16 protein-coding genes are annotated in these 17,172 nt (G+C 48.2%); 3 read left to right on the top strand and 13 right to left on the bottom strand.

Annotated elements, in window-relative coordinates; genetic code table 11:
• The coding region (locus tag AKL11_RS08460; RefSeq protein ID WP_172807259.1) for an ankyrin repeat domain-containing protein at window positions 1-1,976 on the bottom strand (1,976 nt) is incomplete at its 3' end.
• 321 nt (window positions 1,977-2,297) lie between these two features.
• Here AKL11_RS08460 and AKL11_RS08455 point away from each other — a divergent pair.
• Complete coding sequence (locus AKL11_RS08455; protein WP_067516409.1) at window positions 2,298-3,404, top strand: flavodoxin domain-containing protein; 1,107 nt, start codon at window positions 2,298-2,300, stop codon at window positions 3,402-3,404.
• A 39-nt stretch (window positions 3,405-3,443) separates the two neighbouring features.
• Here AKL11_RS08455 and AKL11_RS08450 read toward each other — a convergent pair whose 3' ends face one another.
• The 5 genes from AKL11_RS08450 to AKL11_RS08430 all read right to left on the bottom strand — a co-directional run bounded on the left by AKL11_RS08450 (window position 3,444) and on the right by AKL11_RS08430 (window position 8,291).
• Window positions 3,444-4,223 carry an SDR family oxidoreductase gene (locus AKL11_RS08450; protein WP_067516407.1) on the bottom strand — a complete coding sequence of 260 codons (780 nt, stop codon included), beginning with the start codon at window positions 4,221-4,223 and terminating at the stop codon, window positions 3,444-3,446.
• 29 nt (window positions 4,224-4,252) lie between these two features.
• On the bottom strand, window positions 4,253-4,969 hold the full coding sequence (locus AKL11_RS08445) for a histidine phosphatase family protein (protein ID WP_067516405.1): 717 nt from the start codon (window positions 4,967-4,969) through the stop codon (window positions 4,253-4,255).
• A 191-nt stretch (window positions 4,970-5,160) separates the two neighbouring features.
• A complete protein-coding gene (locus AKL11_RS08440) occupies window positions 5,161-6,237 on the bottom strand; it encodes a phosphotransferase family protein (protein ID WP_067516402.1) in 1,077 nt (358 codons plus the stop codon).
• Complete coding sequence (locus AKL11_RS08435; protein WP_067516400.1) at window positions 6,234-7,055, bottom strand: SDR family oxidoreductase; 822 nt, start codon at window positions 7,053-7,055, stop codon at window positions 6,234-6,236. The genes AKL11_RS08440 and AKL11_RS08435 overlap by 4 nt, the downstream gene beginning before the upstream one ends.
• Window positions 7,056-7,058: 3 nt before the next feature.
• Window positions 7,059-8,291: an acyl-CoA dehydrogenase family protein gene (locus AKL11_RS08430; RefSeq protein WP_067516397.1), complete on the bottom strand. Its 1,233-nt coding sequence runs from the start codon at window positions 8,289-8,291 to the stop codon at window positions 7,059-7,061.
• 248 nt (window positions 8,292-8,539) lie between these two features.
• Here AKL11_RS08430 and AKL11_RS08425 point away from each other — a divergent pair, with 248 nt between their 5' ends.
• On the top strand, window positions 8,540-9,487 hold the full coding sequence (locus AKL11_RS08425) for a LysR family transcriptional regulator (RefSeq protein ID WP_067516395.1): 948 nt from the start codon (window positions 8,540-8,542) through the stop codon (window positions 9,485-9,487).
• 98 nt (window positions 9,488-9,585) lie between these two features.
• Window positions 9,586-11,862 carry a hypothetical protein gene (locus AKL11_RS08420; RefSeq protein ID WP_067516393.1) on the top strand — a complete coding sequence of 759 codons (2,277 nt, stop codon included), beginning with the start codon at window positions 9,586-9,588 and terminating at the stop codon, window positions 11,860-11,862.
• Window positions 11,863-11,891: 29 nt separating this feature from the next.
• On the opposite strand, the gene AKL11_RS08415 is transcribed toward AKL11_RS08420, so the two are convergent.
• From AKL11_RS08415 to fliS, 7 genes are all read right to left on the bottom strand, one after another.
• A complete protein-coding gene (locus tag AKL11_RS08415) occupies window positions 11,892-12,764 on the bottom strand; it encodes a flagellar motor protein MotB (RefSeq protein WP_067516391.1) in 873 nt (290 codons plus the stop codon).
• Entirely contained in the window at window positions 12,764-13,618 is an 855-nt protein-coding gene (motA, locus tag AKL11_RS08410; RefSeq protein WP_067516389.1) for a flagellar motor stator protein MotA, read from the bottom strand. Before motA ends, AKL11_RS08415 begins: the two co-directional genes overlap by 1 nt.
• A 200-nt stretch (window positions 13,619-13,818) precedes the next feature.
• Entirely contained in the window at window positions 13,819-14,559 is a 741-nt protein-coding gene (locus AKL11_RS08405) for a sigma-70 family RNA polymerase sigma factor (RefSeq protein WP_095210268.1), read from the bottom strand.
• 53 nt (window positions 14,560-14,612) lie between these two features.
• Complete coding sequence (locus AKL11_RS08400; RefSeq protein WP_067516387.1) at window positions 14,613-15,104, bottom strand: flagellar basal body-associated FliL family protein; 492 nt, start codon at window positions 15,102-15,104, stop codon at window positions 14,613-14,615.
• Between the two features lie 33 nt (window positions 15,105-15,137).
• Window positions 15,138-16,310 carry a flagellar hook-length control protein FliK gene (locus tag AKL11_RS08395; RefSeq protein WP_067516385.1) on the bottom strand — a complete coding sequence of 391 codons (1,173 nt, stop codon included), beginning with the start codon at window positions 16,308-16,310 and terminating at the stop codon, window positions 15,138-15,140.
• On the bottom strand, window positions 16,310-16,624 hold the full coding sequence (locus AKL11_RS08390) for a hypothetical protein (RefSeq protein ID WP_067516383.1): 315 nt from the start codon (window positions 16,622-16,624) through the stop codon (window positions 16,310-16,312). The genes AKL11_RS08395 and AKL11_RS08390 overlap by 1 nt, the downstream gene beginning before the upstream one ends.
• Window positions 16,617-17,012 carry a flagellar export chaperone FliS gene (gene fliS, locus AKL11_RS24535; RefSeq protein WP_157673473.1) on the bottom strand — a complete coding sequence of 132 codons (396 nt, stop codon included), beginning with the start codon at window positions 17,010-17,012 and terminating at the stop codon, window positions 16,617-16,619. Before fliS ends, AKL11_RS08390 begins: the two co-directional genes overlap by 8 nt.
• Between the last annotated feature and the right edge of the window lie 160 nt (window positions 17,013-17,172).

Here is a 17,172-nt window from a genome sequence, read left to right as displayed (position 1 = left end):
TTCTTCTCATTGACCTCAATGCCGTCGGCGGTCAGTAACGCCTTGACGCACTCTGCGTGGCCGTATCTGGCAGCGCTGTTCAGGGGCGTAAAGCCAAAGATGTTTTTTTGGTTAATCGCCGGGTTGTCCAATTTCAACAGGTATTCTAATCCAGGTAAATTACCGGAACGAGCAAATAAAGTCAGGGGGCTTTCCTGTTCATTGCTCAACAGACTGGTCAATTGATTACAATGACCTGTTAACAGCAGATTGGAGAGGGTTTCTGCTTGCTTCAGCTTAAATGCCTGTTTGAATAACCGCTGACAATCGTTGGATGTCAGCAGCTTTTTCATGTCGTCGTTTGAAAAATCGGAGATCTGCCAACTGGCTAAGCGTTGCGTGATTGGTGAAACATTGATTCCTTGTTGCTGAAGCCGCAATAAGACCGGCTTCAGCAGGGGGGTATTGATCAGCCAGTCCAGTGCGCCTGAAGCAATGCCCGGAGCAATGGAAGCTTGTTCAGAGGCAAAATGCTCACAAACACACTGGCACAACGTTTCTTTAAAGGTATTGTCTTTTTTAGTGAGCTTATCGCAGATGAGGTTGGAAAGCGCCTTAACCATCGCAGGTGCTTTCCCAAGCTGTTCGATGGTGGCGTGTTGCAGGAAAAACGAGGCAATATGCTCGGCATTCTCTGTCTGCTCCATCGCCTGAGTAAGCAAGATATAAGCGGTTGTCTCAGGCCAGGTCGAGAAGTCAATTGACATTAAATGAGGCAATGTCAGTGTGGTGTGATTATCCGCTGCAAAAGTCCAGTCCTTCCCTGCGGGCAAGTGTTGGTCATGATCAAATACCCAGAAGAAAAGTTCATCTATTGACCCAATATATAATGCGGAATCGATGCTTCCGGGAATAGTGGTAAACACCCTGGCAGATGACTCACAGAAATGACTGACCACCCAGGCCCGGAACTTCTCCCGATACCGCCCAAGGTAATAGTTGCTATCGCCCGTTTCTTCGATAATGGCCCAAAGATCAAGCGACTGTTCTCCTGTTGTTTTCAGTAAATGATTAACCGGTTTAAAGAGTGTGCTTTCAAGAACACCCGTTTTGTCCGAAGTCAGTTCACAGGGTGCAATTGTCTCGGTTTCCCATGCTTGCACTCCCATTTTTAGGAGAATTACGCTTAGTTGATCAGACCACTCCGACGAGAGCTTACTTAGGACGGTACTCGCATTGATTGACATTGGAGCAGCAGAAAGAATTCGCTGGGTAAGCTCCTCACTTAGGTTGGTTGGTGCCATTGGGTCAACGATGGGAGAAAGCATCAGGGACTCACAGAAAAGATTGTGAAAGCTATTAAACCAGTGAATTTCCATACCTGGTGATATATCGATCAAGCCTTCCCTTTGCTGTTCAAGCAGGAATGACTGAATAAATTGATGGAACAGCTCACTCCTGACCTTAAAGAGTTTTCCCCCCAGCCCAGCCCGAGAAGCTTCCAAATTAAGAAAACTCTGTTGAAATCGGCTATGAACACCAGCAGGGCAGTGCTCAATACCGTTCAGGCAGTCATGAAGTACAGAGGCGATATAATCTTTGCTGTTGTGATCAAGGTGTGGATCATTTTGTTGATCCTTAAGTTGCTTGACTAACTGACAAATCTGAAAACGTGTATCACGATACAGGGGCAGCAGACTTTCTTTGAGATGTTCAGGAGGAGATTTCAGTTTGTCATGAAATACGTCTATTGATTTGTCGTACTGATGATTAACAAACGGGGATACCAGCTGCTTCAATTCCAGAATATCACTCAGGAAACTGGACTTTATCTCAGGAAAAGCAGCATGCGCTTCCAGTTCCTCGTAACGATGAACCTCGGGTAATTCTATATATTCTGGTTGATGGCCAGCCGTTTGTAACTGTGACGCGTCAGTATCTGTGATAGGCTGCCAAGGTTGGAAAAGCCTTGAGTTGACTGTATTTAAAGAGAGCATGGATATGTCCTTAATCTGCCTCCCACCCAATGATATTTTCCAGAAATCTGTTTGAACGTTCCTGACAGATGCGATGAAAGGCGATCTTATATTTCAATTGTTTATATATGACTCCAAGATATTGGAAAAGTTTCTTATCAAAGGCTTTGTTATCGAGTTGAATGGGGGGAGGCAATTACCTGATGCCACAAGACATCACAAGTAAATGTTAACAGCAAATCGACGTTGACAGGGGCAAATCAACATAAGCACATACCATTCGGTATGATTAATTTTACCTATTAATCAATCATCAAATGCGGATACCCAAAATTTTTCCTGATGAATCTTATCTTCAGCCCAGTTTACGATGATGGCGATATTCCCGATAATGGCATTGCGTTTTATGAACAGCTTCAGCAATTTTCAGTATTAACGACGCCGGTTTCCCTGCTGGCTCTTGGCGATAAAGCCTATGCAAAGTTTTGCGAAGCGGGTCATCTTTATCAACAAGAGCTGGAGAGAATGGGTGCCGCAGAAGAAGACAGCCTGATTCTGGTAGATGGCAACCCCATCGAACCCATGCAACAGTGGTTGCAGATTCAGTTAGGGCTGAACAGTGATGAATCCCAGATTCAGCAAACCGAAAAAAAGCTGACTCTGGAGCTGGTGAAACATCAAACACTGACCAAAGATTCAGAACATGGCAATCTGGCCTACCGTCTGGTATTTAATGCCGCCGGTGATGAAGCATTCAACTATCAGGTTGGAGATCTGCTGGCTATTACGCCGCCTGATGATAGCCGTGAACGCCTTTACTCCATCGCTTCCGCACCATCCGTTGCAGGCAATCAGGTAGAACTGTGCGTTGGGTTGTTGTCTTATCAGGAGAATGGCGAAACGGTTTATGGTCGCTGCTCTCAATACCTGACCACAGAATTGAAAACCGGTAACCAGCTTCAGGCCAAATGGAAAAGCGGTGGCGGTCTTACCCTGCCAGAGTCTGATACTCCCATGATTATGGTGGCGACCGGTGCAGGGATCGCGCCAATGATGTGTCTTCTTAATGAACGTATAGCCAAACAACACGCTGGCGAAAACTGGTTGTTGTTCGGGAATCGGAAGTCGACGGCAGACTACTACTATCAAGATGAACTGGAAGCCATGCAGACCAACGGGCAACTGCACTATCTTGATACGGCCTTCTCTCGGGAAAGTGAGAAAAAAGTCTACGTGCAGGATATTCTGGCTGAAAACAGAGAACGATTGGCTGACTGGCTATTAAACAAACATGCCCGTTTATACGTTTGTGGTCGGAGAGATCTTCGGGGTTCTATTCTTGATCAGGTCAGGCTGGTGCTATCTGCACAGATCACAGATCCTCAGATCGTTGAAAACACATTGAAAGAGATGGAGCTTAGCCGACAAATCTGTCTGGAACTTTTTTAGCAGAAGAGGCTGCAACTCTTCTTAGTTGCAGCCTGCATATCAAACCGTCAAATACCCACCATCCACATTAATACAGGCACCCGTCGTATAACTGGACGCATCGGACACCAGATACAAAATAGTGCCTGCCATCTCATCCGGATCGGCACTGCGATTCATGGGAATATGGGTCAGTGCCTGCTTCATAATGGCTGGATTGCCGGTCAGGGCAGAAGCAAATTTCGTTTCTGTAAGCCCTGGTAACAAGGCATTCACCCGAATATTCAGGCCAGCACACTCTTTGGCAAAGGCTTTGGTCATGGAGATCACAGCCGCTTTGGTCACGGAATAAATACCCTGCATATGCCCGGGAGTCACGCCATTGACAGAAGCAACATTAACAATATTGCCACCGCCCTGTTCTCGCATAATTTTTCCCGCTTCAGCAGACATAAAGAAGTAACCACGAATATTCACGTCGACAGTCTTTTGAAACGCCGCCAGATCCGTATCCAGAATATGACCGAAGTAAGGGTTAGCAGCCGCGTTGTTGACCAGAATATCCAGCCGACCATGCTTGCTCTTGATCGCATCAAACAGCGCAGTGATCTGCTCCATCTCGCCAATGTGGCAAGGAATGGCTTCTGCCAAACCGCCACTGTCACGAATGGAACTGCAGACGGCTTCACAACCATCCAGTTTACGGCTGGAAACAATAACGTGGGCGCCACGATCAGCCAGTAATCGGGCGATGGATTCACCTATGCCTCGGCTGGCACCAGTAACCAGAGCGATTTTTCCGGTCAAATCAAACAGGTCTTTTGAATTTTTATCAGACATTGTCGTTCTCTTTATTGTTATTTTTTCGATTAAATTCGGGTCAACAGCTGCTGTTCACCTTTTGCTTCAAGGTGCGAGTAATTATTAAAGCTGTGTAGGCTCAACTTGTCTTTACGAGCAGACAGAACCGTGATGGATGCATTATGCACCTGTCGATTAATTCGGAATAGTTCACTGTTCGGGCAATTCAACAGTTGCAGCACAATGGCAGAGATCACCCCACCAGAGCTCACCAACAGAGCAGAATCATTGTTTTCCAATTTATTGGCCGTTTCCCGCACCGTTGCCAGCGTGCGGCTTTTAAAGTGATCCCAGGATTCCTGATACTCATCGTCGTATTTACCGGAAGTCCAGCGATCCAGTGCCGAGCGATACAGATTAAAAAAAGTATGTGCCGGGTTCTCCATACGACTGATCGCTTTATCCAGACTTGCCCGGTCGGAATACTCTGAACTTGCCGTCAGAATCAGATCATCTGTACTCAGTTCATTCAAATCAGGAAGAACAAGGCTTTCAGCTCTGGCTGGGTCACCTGCAGAAAAACTCATGCCAGCAACAATACCTGACAATGTCTGTTTTTGACGCAACAACGTGCCACAGCCCAACACTGAGAAATTCTTGCTCAGCGAGCCTGACAGCCATTCACCGGTTAACCTTGCCTGACGTTCCCCTGTGGGAGACAGACAGTCATAGTCGTGTTGACCAAAAGACGCCTGCCCATGTCGGATCAAATAAATTTTGGCCATAGTATTGTCTTTTTTATTAGAGGTAACCTCGTTCCCATGCTCCGCGTGGGAATGCATACTGAAACTGGGCAAATGAAAAACAATTTATTGTGCCCAATGCCCTGTCAGTTTCATGCCTGTTTTTTTATTTGTTGAGAGTTCGATATGCATTCCCACGCAAAGCATGGGAACGAGTTCTAAATTCTCCGTCTTTACAATTCAGACTCACCAATCAACCGCAAACAACGCTGCTCCAGATAAGTAATCGCCATCGGGAACATAGCAAACCGCTGGTCTTTGGTTTGTCCGTGATGAAAACGGTAGTAAATCTGCTGCATAATCACCGCCAGCCGGAACAGGCCATAGACTTCGTAGAAATCAAACGACGTCAGTTCAATACCATTTTGTTCACAGTACCAATCCACCACTGCCTTTCTGGTCAGCATCCCGGGAATATCTGTTGGTTGCCGACGGAACATCTGCATCTGCTGTTCATCACCTGCCTCAATCCAGTAAGCAAGGCTGTTACCAAGATCCATCAATGGATCACCCAGAGTGCACATTTCCCAATCCAGTACGCCAATCACTTCCATGGGGTTATCCGGATTCAACACCACATTATCAAACCGAAAGTCGTTATGGATTAAACAGCTTCCAATATCTTCCGGCTGCCGATCATCCAGCCAATCCATTACGGCTTCAAAGTCCGGAACATTGTCGGTTTTTGCCTTACGAAAACGGCCACTCCAACCTTCAATCTGACGGCGTACATAACCTGTACCTTTACCTAGCGAGGTCAGCCCGGCTTTCTCAATATCCACATTATGCAGCTCACTGAACTTCTGCAGTACATTCATGCACAGCTGCAAGCCATCCTGCTCACTGAGCTGCAAATCTTTGGGCAAGTCCGTACGGGGAATAATGCCTTTAAGGCGCTCCATTAAATAGAAGTCACACCCCAACACATCTTGATCTTCGCAAAAGGCAATCATGGCTGGCACAGGGTAATGCCCCTGAAGTGCCGACATCACTCGGAATTCCCGGCTCATATCATGGGCAGAGGCAATCTTTGCACCAAACGGCGGCCGTCTTAGAATCCACTCCTGATCTCCCTTAGACACCAGGTACGTCAAGTTAGAAGCTCCACCAGGAAACTGACGTATAGCTAACTCGCCCTGCAGCTCAGGAAATAGAGTCTGCAAATAGGTATTCAGGGCCTGTTTATCCAGCTCTTCACCGGGTCGAATGTCTTTGGGTTGATCGACCATCGTTGTACTTTCCTGACTCATACTTCAACCCCCTGCTTCCGTAGATTCTTTTTATAACCACGACTCACCAACCCTTTAAATAATGAAGGGAAGTGACGCTTCAGCCGCCAAAGCCAACGACCTTCTTTATGGGGAAGAACGTAGAATGTCTTATTTTGTACTGCTTTGAAGATATCCTCTGCAACATCGTCGGCCGTCACACTGGAGCTGGACAACAACTTATCCACCACCTTTTTCATATGAGCATCACCAGAGCGGAATGACTCCCCAAGATTGGTTTGAAAAAAGGCCGGACACACGACAGAGGCGTTAATACCAAAAGGTTCCAGCTCAACCCTCAGGGTTTCAGAAAGGCCAACAACCGCACTCTTGGTCGCGTTATAGCTGGACATCATGGGCGCATTCACTAATCCGGCAAGAGAAGCAATATTGACGATGTGCCCTGCTTTTTGCTGTTTAAACACCGGCGTGATCGACTTACAACCCCGGGCAACGCCCAGCAGATTGATATCAATCACCCACTGCCAATCTTCTATGGAGGTAGTTTCTATGCGACCACCAGAAGCAACCCCCGCGTTATTGACCAGAACATCAATATACCCCCAGCGCTGAACGGCACTGGTAATCATCCCATCGACATCGGCATCACTTCGTACGTCACAATGCTGGTAATAAGCATCAACACCCAGAGACTTCAATGCCTCAACGGTGTGATCGCCCCGTTCCTGATTAATATCCGCCACGCACACCGCATAACCCGCCTGGGCAAAACGTTTGCAAGTCGCTTCTCCCAAGCCACTGGCTCCACCGGTCACAACAATGGTTTTCAATGAAGCCATGGTTTAGCCCTTCTTATTATTCAAATGACGATACTTCATCAGCTCAAACTTGGCGATAAGACCACGATGCACTTCATCAGGCCCATCCGCAAGACGCAATACCCGCGCCATCGCCAGCATCCGAGTGAGCGGGAAATCATCAGAAAGACCACCGCCGCCGTGCATTTGAATCGCCGCATCCACCACCTGCTGAGCAACATTGGGTGCTACCACTTTAATCTGGGAGACTTCGCTCATGGCGCCAGAGATACCTTTGGTATCCATCAACCAGGCAGCCTTATGAGTTAACAGTCGTGCCTGTTCAATACCAATGCGTGCGTTGGCGATGACATCCGGATTACCATTTAACTTAACCAGTGGTTTGCCAAACGCCGTCCGTTCCAGACCCCGCTCACACAGCAGTTTCAGTGCTTTTTCAGCGGAACCAATTAAGCGCATGCAATGATGAATACGCCCCGGACCAAGACGTCCCTGGGCAATTTCAAAACCTCTTCCCGGCCCACCAATAAAAGCAGACAACGGCAGCCTTACATCAGTAAACGACACTTCACCATGACCAAACGGCGCATCATAGTCACCCATCACACTGAGCATGCGCTCAATATTGAATCCCGGGGTATCCAGCGGCACCAGCACCATGGCATGACGACTGTGGCGATCGGCATCCGGATTCGAAATCCCCATGAAAATAACAAACTTACAATTCGGATGACCAATGCCGCTGCTCCACCACTTGCGACCATTCAAGACAATTTCATCACCTTCAACAATACACGTGGCTTCCATATTCGTTGCATCACTGGATGCTACGTCTGGTTCCGTCATACAAAAAGCAGAACGAATTTCGCCCGCCAGCAACGGTTTTAACCACTGTTCTTTTTGTGCTTCACTGCCGTATTTCCAGAGTACTTCTGAGTTGCCGGTATCCGGCGCATTACAGTTGAACACTTCCGGAGCCATCAAGCTCCAGCCAGTGGCTTCTGCCAGCGGTGCATATTCTGCGTTGGTTAGCCCAGCTCCCCACTCATCACAGGGCAAAAATAAATTCCACAATCCTTCACTGCGCGCCTGTCGTTTTAATTCTTCAACAATCTCAGGTTGTTTCCAGTCTTTATGATCTGCGGATGAGGATAGCGCTCGGTAGTATTCATCTTCCGCCGGCAGTACTTTGTCGTTCATAAACGCGGTCATGCGCTTAAGGTAATCCTGCCCCTTGGCGGAATTGGAAAAATCCATGGTTGCTCTCTTATTGTTATTGTTGTTCTTGGGGTTGGTCCTGAAATAACTTCCACGATTCAATTAACGTTGTCCGTTGTCCGAAAAAGCTTGAGCTACTCGCGCTTTACGGACTACGGACAACGGTTAACGTAAATTAAAATGTGGATCTTATTTCGGGACGGTTCCTTATTAGTCGTTGCTCACCATCCTGAGGCAGATGATAATCACGATCAAATGAATAGTTTTGATTAGTAACTATAAATATTATGCATATATCAAAGCTCGATCTGAATTTACTGAGGGTGCTTGAAGCCATCGCTTCAGTAGGCTCTATTACGGGTGCGGCAAAAAAACTGAACCTCACTCAGCCGGCGGTCAGTCATGCACTCAACCGGCTTAGGGAACAGCTTGAAGACCCTCTGTTTCTTCGCGAAGGCCGAGGGCTGCAACCTTCCCCTTATACTCGGGAAATCCTGCCGCAACTGCGCGTGGTGCTTGGCGATCTGGAACGTGTTCTGGCGCCCGGGCAGCACTTCAACCCATTAAAAAGTCAACAGTCGTTTACTCTGGCCATTCACAGGGCAATGGAATCCGTGGTGTTACCGCCACTGATGAAATCATTACAACAACAGGCACCCGAAGTATCCATCCAGAGTGTGAAACTTGATCGATACACGATTGAACAAGAATTACGATCAGGCGCTGTCGATCTGGCGGTGGACGTGTTACTCCCGGTGGGCGAACAGATCGAATACACACTGTTGCAGAAAACCCCCATGATGGTGGTCACGCGCCAAGACCATTCACGGATTACAGAGAATTTGACCATGGATGGTTATTTGCAGGAAAAACACATATTGGTGTCGTCTCGCAGAGAAGGGCTCGGCTATGAGGATCAACAGTTAGCCAGCCTGGAAAAAAGGCGCACCATCACGCTCAGGCTGAGGGACTATCAGGTGGCCTGCCAGGTGGTGTCCAGTTCAGATCTGCTGCTCACACTGCCTCAAAACTACGCGCGCCAATTATCGTCTGACTTGGGGTTGCAGATATTACCACTACCCTATGAGCTCCCATCCGTCAGTGCCTACCTTTACTGGTGCAATTTCCGCAGAAGCTCACCAGCCCTGCTCTGGCTCAGGGAGACGCTGCTGCATTTACAGGCAGGCTTGACCGCTTCAAACAGACGGCACCAAGCGATGACTAATCCATATTAATAAAGGAACTTTCCCTGATCACGATAGTCCAAGACTTTACATTTTTAACTACTCATTGGTTTGATTAGACTAACGTACATAAGAATAGGGTCTGGAGTATGATTGTTGAGAAGTCCGTTAACTCGACATCACCCTTTGTTGCACAACAAGGAGACCGTATCCTGCGTGCATGGAAATCCATGCCTGCAGACCCAAATATACTCAAGAAGGCGCCCACTCCAACCAGTTCACCGACAGAGTCTTTTGTTCATGCGCGTTCCGTTTCACTAAACAATGACCAAACGTTTTTTCCTTCGACATGCCTTGAAGCAGCGCCTAAGCCATTTACCTCACAGATATTACCTGACATCACTGAAGATCATGAAAGATTATTCTTTGAGCCAAGCAACTCTGTCACAAGCCCCGATATCGATAAACCTGACTATTTTCAAGATGCAGCATTTACGGATTACCGCACCTTTGATGATCGTCGTGAAATGTCTGACATCGATCTTCGTAAACTGCAGTCAAGAACACCGTGCCCAAGATCATGCACGCCGTATATGCAGCGATCAGAGCTGTGCCTGCAATGTGAAAATACACAGGTGGAATGCCCTGACTGCCTGACGCAAAAGCCGGCTATTTCGTTTTTCTGGAGCAACGCTTCTTTCAAATGCCTTCAGTGCGTAACGCCGGAGCCCGATCAATTTGACACCACCGACCTTCCACAACCAACCATCAACAAAGACAAAGTGTTGCAGGGGGATGCCTGTGCTTACGATAGCCAACAAACCTATTTACGTCAGGCGTTAAGACATGCATGCCCATTCATTGATGAACCATTGGCAGTCAAACTGGCAGGCAAACTGGCAGGCTCAAGCACAACGGAATTCAGCAGATTTACAAACCTATCAGACAAAGCGTTAGCTGAACTATCCAAGACTGATACCATAGAAAATGGGTCCGTCCTTTGCATGCAACTTTCAACCATAGAAACCGACATTGCCTACGCTTTCAATTATGGCAACAACTACCCAAATCCAGGCCAAACGCCTATAGAGCAACTTGCAGACAATATTGAGCAGTTTTGTGAAAAAGGCCACATTCCTATCAAGAGTACCTTTTGCGAAGGGTTGTGCATGTTGCTCATTCAGGCGCACTTATCAGATCCCGAGAATGGTTTCTCTCACTTTGCAAGAAACCTAGGCCTGCTGAGTCATCCCTGGCATGACCGTTTTCGCTATGGACCTGGCAGCAATCTGGGCATTGAGATAAACAAGAGTTTCTTCCAGTACAAAGCGTTTCTACTGAATGAACAGAAGAAAAACAAACTTGGTTGTGCTGATATTGATACCCTGAAAAAAGATAACCCTCGCGCTTACCATTTTATGGAAGCCAGAGCTTTTCTGGATGCACTATTATTTTTTCATCATCGTGTACCTGTCGACCGACAAGGCATCGATCACATTCCAAACATTAAACAGGTATCAGCTAAAGACTGGTATGAACTGTGTTTCTCTCTGATGCCCCCGATGAACTGTGATCCTTCGGATGATATGGCGAGTGATAGCAGCTCTTTAATCGAGCCCTTAATCGACCCTTTAATCGAGCCCCCAATCACACAAATACTCTTGCACACGTTCAAGAGTACACCGCCCGATATTCACCGCATCCTTAATCTCATTACCGCATGCCCCGGTATGTACACCATAGTCAGTAGCGGTATCACGGCTAAAATGAGATATACCGGCAGCTACCTATCTCTGGAAGCTCAAAACACAAACACAGCATCAAAAACTGAAAGGAAGAAAACCTTCCAAGTAAGGCACGTAACCGCCATATGGTCTAACGCAAAAAAAATCACCCTCTTTGACAGCTGTACACCGAACTACTTCACTCAGTGCGCCACTGAAGATAGGTGTCATCTCATAGAGCAGATTATGTGGAGTACCTTTGGGGATAAATTAATATCTCCAGACTGTTTGTTACATGCCTGGGAGAAAAATGACAAAGGGCAGATGCATAAAAGACAACAACAGCTTATCACTCAAATCAGTCACCAGCTGAGCTCAAAGCTCGAAACAACGTTAACGTCGGAAATGGAAACCCTAAAAAGTGAACCCAATGCAGAGCTTAATCAGGCTATCCATTCCACAGCGTTAAATGCTATACCACGGTTACCAACAATAATAGAAAAGGTTTTCTGGAATACGCTGAATGGTGATAGCTGGGAGGTGGTCAATAACACTGCGCTAGAAGACTGGCTCTGTATTTTTCAAGATCAGGAGCCCGCTACAAAAAGACATCTGAAAGCTGTCTATCAATATCAAATTGAAGAGATGCTGAAAGATATACACCAGCTCAATGCAGCTAATGCACCTACCAGTGAAACCTAGCCCATTGCCATTTCACACTATTCTGCCTGCTATATCTGATTTGCTGCCGCCTCAGATTGAGCCTCCGACCTCATCTCCATCACGGAGGGTGTTTCAGGTTTCGATGATTCCACTGTCTCCGTCACAATCACCAGTTCAATTCTGCGATTCATTGGATTCGTTGGATCATCCGGCAGTAATAACTGCCGATCTGCCATGGCAACCACCTGGTCAATACTGGCCTCAGGTAAACCACCATGAACCAGTGTCTTCACTGCAATCTGTGCCCGCTCATGGGAGAGATCCCAGTTGTTACGACCAGAGTGACTGCTAAATGGCGTAGCATCTGTATGCCCGGTAATCTTAATCGGCAACTGAAACCCGCTGATTTTTGGTGCCAGGGCCAGTAATAAATCTTCAAAGTAAGGCGTCAATGACTGACCACCACGGACGAACATTGGGTGTGAGCCATCTTCTATGATATCAATCAACACGCCTTCTTTAATGGACGTCATCCTCAGATTTTCTCCAAAGCTGGCTAACCCATCGTCGCCTTCCAGATCTTTTTTCAAGGTGCCAAGAATAAGCGTCTGCATAGTCACTTCTGTTGGACTGAACAGCGTTTTTTTCAACAACTGATCACCTTCAATTCTAAAGTGCTCCAGCGGAGCAGACTTTGGCGCAGACCCGGCAAGATCCACCGGATGCTTTGAATTCGTCCCTTCAAAAATACCCGGCCTGCTGAAATAATCAGAGATCGCCAGCTTTTGTTCATCCGAGCTTACTTCTACCAGCCACAGCACCAGAAACAGCGCCATCATCGCCATGGCAAAATCTGCCAGAGCTACTTTCCAGCTACCACCATGATGTCCACCGTGCCCGGGTCGTGCTCGTTTTCGAATAATAATGGTTTCAGTGGCCACTAACCTTTTCCTTCCAGCAGAAACGCTTCAAGCTGTGTAAAGGAAGGTCGGTTCTCACCAAACAACACCCGTCTGCCTGCATCAACAGCAATCGCTGACGGACGACCACTGACGTGCGACAGCATGGATTCTTTAGCGCACTCAAACATCAGCATCTGATCTTTGATGGAATGCTCAATAGCATAAGCCAGAGGCCCTACAATGCCGTAACCCAGCAGTACGCCCAGGAAGGTGCCAACCAGTGCTGCCGCAATGCTCACACCCATCTGATCCACCGGGCCACCCATGGATTGCATGGTAATAACAATACCCAATACTGCGGCAACGATACCAAACCCTGGCAGTGCATCGGCTACTTTCTGCAGTGCATCCGCCGGTCTGCCAATGTCTTCTGTCAGCGCATAAAGCTCAGAATCTAACAATGAGTCCAGTTCATGGGATGAGATATTACCGAGGATCACCAGTCGAAGGTTGTCACAAATAAACGCAGTAAGCCGGGGATCATCCAGAACACCAGAGACCTTAAACAGATCACTACTCTCCGGGTCTTCAATATGCATTTCCATGGCGGAAGCGCCAGATGTGCGACGAAGTTCAAACAGTTGATACAGCAACGTCAGCAGCTTTTGATAATGCAGCTTCTGGTAATGACCACTGGAAAAACTGTTGCGCAAATGCCAGCCAGTACTGCGCACCACCGACATTGGGTTAGAGAGCAGAAAAGCACCAAAAGCACCGCCGGCAATAATCAAAATCTCCGGCGGCTGCCACAGCGCCATCAGGTTACCATTGGCGAAAATAAACCCGCCCAAAACGCTGAAAACCAGCACTCCCAAACCAACAAACTTCAACATAACGGGCTTTTCAACCTAAAGGCAAAATATAAAAAATACATGTAAAAAAATGGACTCTTTCCCATGCTTCGAGGATGTCGCAAAACTCCCAACATCTCGTTCCCATGCTCCGCGTGGGAATGCATACCCGAACCATCAGGGTTTCCGGTTCCCACGCAATACCCACAGGGCATAAAAGCATGGAAACCAGAGCTATTTACTTAGTCATTCCACTCACTCATAGGCTGACGCAAAGCATCCAGCGCCTTTTTGCGCAGCTGGCTTATTCTGGCTTCCGTCAACTCAAGAACGGCGGCAATCTCTTTCAGGTTCATCATTTCCTGATAATAGAGATACAAAATCTGTTGTTCTCGCTCCGGCAGTTGTTTCAACAACTCTGCCAGTCGTTTCTTACGACGCTGCTTCATCAACGGCGCCTGGGTCAGATCATCGCCTTCTGCTTCCGGCTCAAAACCGTCTAGCTGCAATGAATCCAAACTGCATAAAGATGACGACTCTAGTCGTACAGTATGTTCACGCAATTCTTCTGTAGATAACCCGGTTTCTGCCGCCAACTCACTGTCCACCGGCTCACGCCCATGACGCTGAACAAAGGCTTCCCGGGCTTTACGAATCGCGCCCCCCTGTTGTCTCAAGGTTCTAGGGCACCAGTCATCGCGGCGAAACTGATCCACAATGGCACCGCGAACCCTTGGCAAAGCAAACGCTTCAAAGGGCACACCGGTGGTTTCATCATAACGGTGAGCCGCTTCCAGCAAACCAATCATGCCGTTCTGGATTAAATCATCCAGCTCGCCACCAATTCGGTCATGAAGATGCAGGGCGACCCGTTTCACCATTCCGGCATGAGCCAGTATTCGCTGTTCAGGGCCATTAACCGACTGCACCGAGCGATAGGCACCCAGTGCCGCCTGATCGTACCAGGCAAGACTCGACTGCATGATCACCTCACCCTCATGTCAAACGCCTATCGCACTTTTTTACCAGCACAGCGTTACTGAACCACAAAATCAGTAAAATAAAGATCATTGATGCTGGTAGAAGCCGGATCATTGGTAACCACCTTACGAACCAGCGCAAGCATCTGACCTCTCAGCTCATCAAACCCATCCGCCGCCAGCATTATCTTTGGGTCCTGCTCCCGAAGAAACCCGATCATCTCGCTGCGCAGTCGTGGTTCATAAAGCTCCAGACTTTCGATCACATCACTATCGGTGGTCATAATCACCGGGAGCGCTTTCAGGAAACGGCTATTACTGTCTGCTGTCACCACCAGGTTCACCACCAGAGCCTTCATGGAAAAATACAAAGGCTCTTCGCTAACACTGATTCTGGATTGGAGCTGATCGTAACTGGAGGCATTGGCCTGCCACGGCCAGCCGAAAAAGAAACCAACCGTCGCTATTGATAGCCCGATAACCACCACGGTTGCCAAAATAGCAATAATGACGTTTTTTTTTCCCTGCTTACTTGCTTCATTCGCCATCGTGCGACTGTCTCAATTCAAAAAATCGGTTAATCAGGCAAATACGTCGAGCGACGTTTGCTTAGGTAAAGGTAACTCGGTGGAAAGCATTGTAGAATCCGTAGTTACAAGGCTTTCATCAGTGCTTTCATCCGAACCCGCATCCGCAGTAAAAGCGTCCGACGGTTGATGACCTTCTCTGCCAGCCTGCTGCTGACGAACATCAATATCCACACGCGCAAAACTGCTGCCATCGAATGCGGCTCTTAGCCGTTCCGACTGGCCTTCCAACATCTCCCGAACCTGCGGCAGTGCCGATGCGAAGCGAATCTTCAGGTGATCGTCTTCCACCGTGACTTTGATGCCCAGCTGCCCAAGCTCTGGTGGATCAAGACGGATATGCGCTTCTTTTACCTTGTCGCCTACCAGCGTCATCAATCGCTGACCGAGGGCGTTGCTCCACTCGTTATCATCCGCGTTCATTGGCAGTGGTAACTGATTGGGCGTGGTCTGAGTGGAGGTCAGTGGTTGGGCAGTGGTCATCTGAGATGAAACAGCCGTTTGCACTGCTGACATCGGTGACGCGGTGATCACGTTATCGGTATTACCGACAGGTGCCGTAAACAGTGATCGCTCCATGCTTCGTAGCGCCTGCAGGATTTCCATTCGCTCTGGTGCTGCGGATTTCATCAGACTGCTTTCTTTTAGAGCGTTTTCCGGCTGCTCAGCGTCCGGCAATTCATCCGCTATCAAGCCGGTCAAAAGCGTTTGATTAACGCCTTCTTTGCCCTGCTCCGAAGTATCTTTCGTCACGACGTAAGAAGCATAAAGCGCACTGACATCCGGCAGCTTATCCATCGCAATTCTGGCAGCAGCGCCAGCGTCCGCAGAGACTGTCGGTTGAACCTGTCCATCCAGCGCCAACTGACCAACACCACGTTGCAACGACTCCGAACCACCTTCCTGCAACCGAATTATCTCATCGATAAAGGCAGTCACTTCCGCCATCACCGATTCATCCACACCTTCTGGCAGGGTTTCCGCCATCTGTTCCAGCAACTGTTCATTCAGTTCCGGCGATACCTGACCATCGCTTTCTATCAAAGAAGCGAGAATCTCAGCCACGGCCTGAAAATCTTCCGCACCTTCCGTTGCGGATAACTGAATATCACCGCCAGCACTCTGCTGCGGCACAGGAAAACTCAACGCATTCATCGCCACCGGCATCAGTCTGCCCTCACGGAAGTCGTCGCAACGGTTTTGTAGGCTTGCATGGGTGTTTTACTGGCCTGAAGGGTTTTCATCTGTTCTGCCAGGTGATCCCGTTCTCGGGTGCACAGCTCAATCATCAGGGGATACACCGCCTGAAATCGATCAATTAACTGTCGATCAAGGGTCACGCCTTGTGCCTTGACGGCTTTCAGCAATGGCTGAATCTGATCATCCAACGACATCAGTGTTTGCGCATCACCATTAGCCAGCGCCTGCTCCAGTTGAAGACAACAGTCTTCTAATGAACGAGCCAGAGAACCATCAGACATTCAACTGTTCTCCCAGCTCTTCCCAGGCGGATTGAATTTCTGTGACGACCCAACCGGCTTCGTTCAACTTTTCCAGATCATTGGTGCGATTGGCGGTCATCAATGTGCGGGAGCAAAACAAATACAGCTCCGACAGATTCACCGCCATCTCACCACCAATCTCCATATCCAGTGATGAACGCAAGCAACCTATAATTTCGATGCACCGGCTAACAGCCACGCCGCGCTCCGCAGGTTGATTTCTTTCCATGGCACCACGAGCCCGGGAAAGATTATCCTGCAGGGATTCAAACAGCATCTTCACCATCTGATACGGGCTGGCCGTGGCCGCCCGATTATCGGTCTGATTGCTTTTATAGGCGTTCAGCGCCTGGTTGGAATAGCTCATTTTTAAACTCTTTAGAGCCGTTTTCCGTTGTCCGTTTGCCGTTGTCCGTAAAAGCGACTTAGGAACGTGGCATTTAAGAAAAGACCAGCACCCCGTCATTCTCGCGAAGGCGGGAATCCACCACGACAGTGGATCTCCGCCTTCGCGGAGATGACGATGG

The organism is Endozoicomonas ascidiicola (assembly GCF_001646945.1).
GTDB classification, from domain to species: Bacteria; Pseudomonadota; Gammaproteobacteria; order Pseudomonadales; family Endozoicomonadaceae; genus Endozoicomonas; species Endozoicomonas ascidiicola.
The sequence above is the reverse complement of the archived record's forward strand: the minus strand, read 5'-3'. Positions and strand labels throughout refer to the sequence as shown.

Bases quoted from the DNA above. Each gene is read 5' to 3' on its own strand.
- AKL11_RS08455 (WP_067516409.1), top strand. From the start codon at position 2,298: ATGAATCTTATCTTCAGCCCAGTTTACGATGATGGCGATATTCCCGAT.
- AKL11_RS08450 (WP_067516407.1), bottom strand. From the start codon at position 4,223: ATGTCTGATAAAAATTCAAAAGACCTGTTTGATTTGACCGGAAAAATC.
- AKL11_RS08445 (WP_067516405.1), bottom strand. From the start codon at position 4,969: ATGGCCAAAATTTATTTGATCCGACATGGGCAGGCGTCTTTTGGTCAA.
- AKL11_RS08440 (WP_067516402.1), bottom strand. From the start codon at position 6,237: ATGAGTCAGGAAAGTACAACGATGGTCGATCAACCCAAAGACATTCGA.
- AKL11_RS08435 (WP_067516400.1), bottom strand. From the start codon at position 7,055: ATGGCTTCATTGAAAACCATTGTTGTGACCGGTGGAGCCAGTGGCTTG.
- AKL11_RS08430 (WP_067516397.1), bottom strand. From the start codon at position 8,291: ATGGATTTTTCCAATTCCGCCAAGGGGCAGGATTACCTTAAGCGCATG.
- AKL11_RS08425 (WP_067516395.1), top strand. From the start codon at position 8,540: ATGCATATATCAAAGCTCGATCTGAATTTACTGAGGGTGCTTGAAGCC.
- AKL11_RS08420 (WP_067516393.1), top strand. From the start codon at position 9,586: ATGATTGTTGAGAAGTCCGTTAACTCGACATCACCCTTTGTTGCACAA.
- motA (WP_067516389.1), bottom strand. From the start codon at position 13,618: ATGTTGAAGTTTGTTGGTTTGGGAGTGCTGGTTTTCAGCGTTTTGGGC.
- AKL11_RS08405 (WP_095210268.1), bottom strand. From the start codon at position 14,559: ATGCAGTCGAGTCTTGCCTGGTACGATCAGGCGGCACTGGGTGCCTAT.
- AKL11_RS08400 (WP_067516387.1), bottom strand. From the start codon at position 15,104: ATGGCGAATGAAGCAAGTAAGCAGGGAAAAAAAAACGTCATTATTGCT.
- AKL11_RS08395 (WP_067516385.1), bottom strand. From the start codon at position 16,310: ATGCCGGTGGCGATGAATGCGTTGAGTTTTCCTGTGCCGCAGCAGAGT.
- AKL11_RS08390 (WP_067516383.1), bottom strand. From the start codon at position 16,624: ATGTCTGATGGTTCTCTGGCTCGTTCATTAGAAGACTGTTGTCTTCAA.
- fliS (WP_157673473.1), bottom strand. From the start codon at position 17,012: ATGAGCTATTCCAACCAGGCGCTGAACGCCTATAAAAGCAATCAGACC.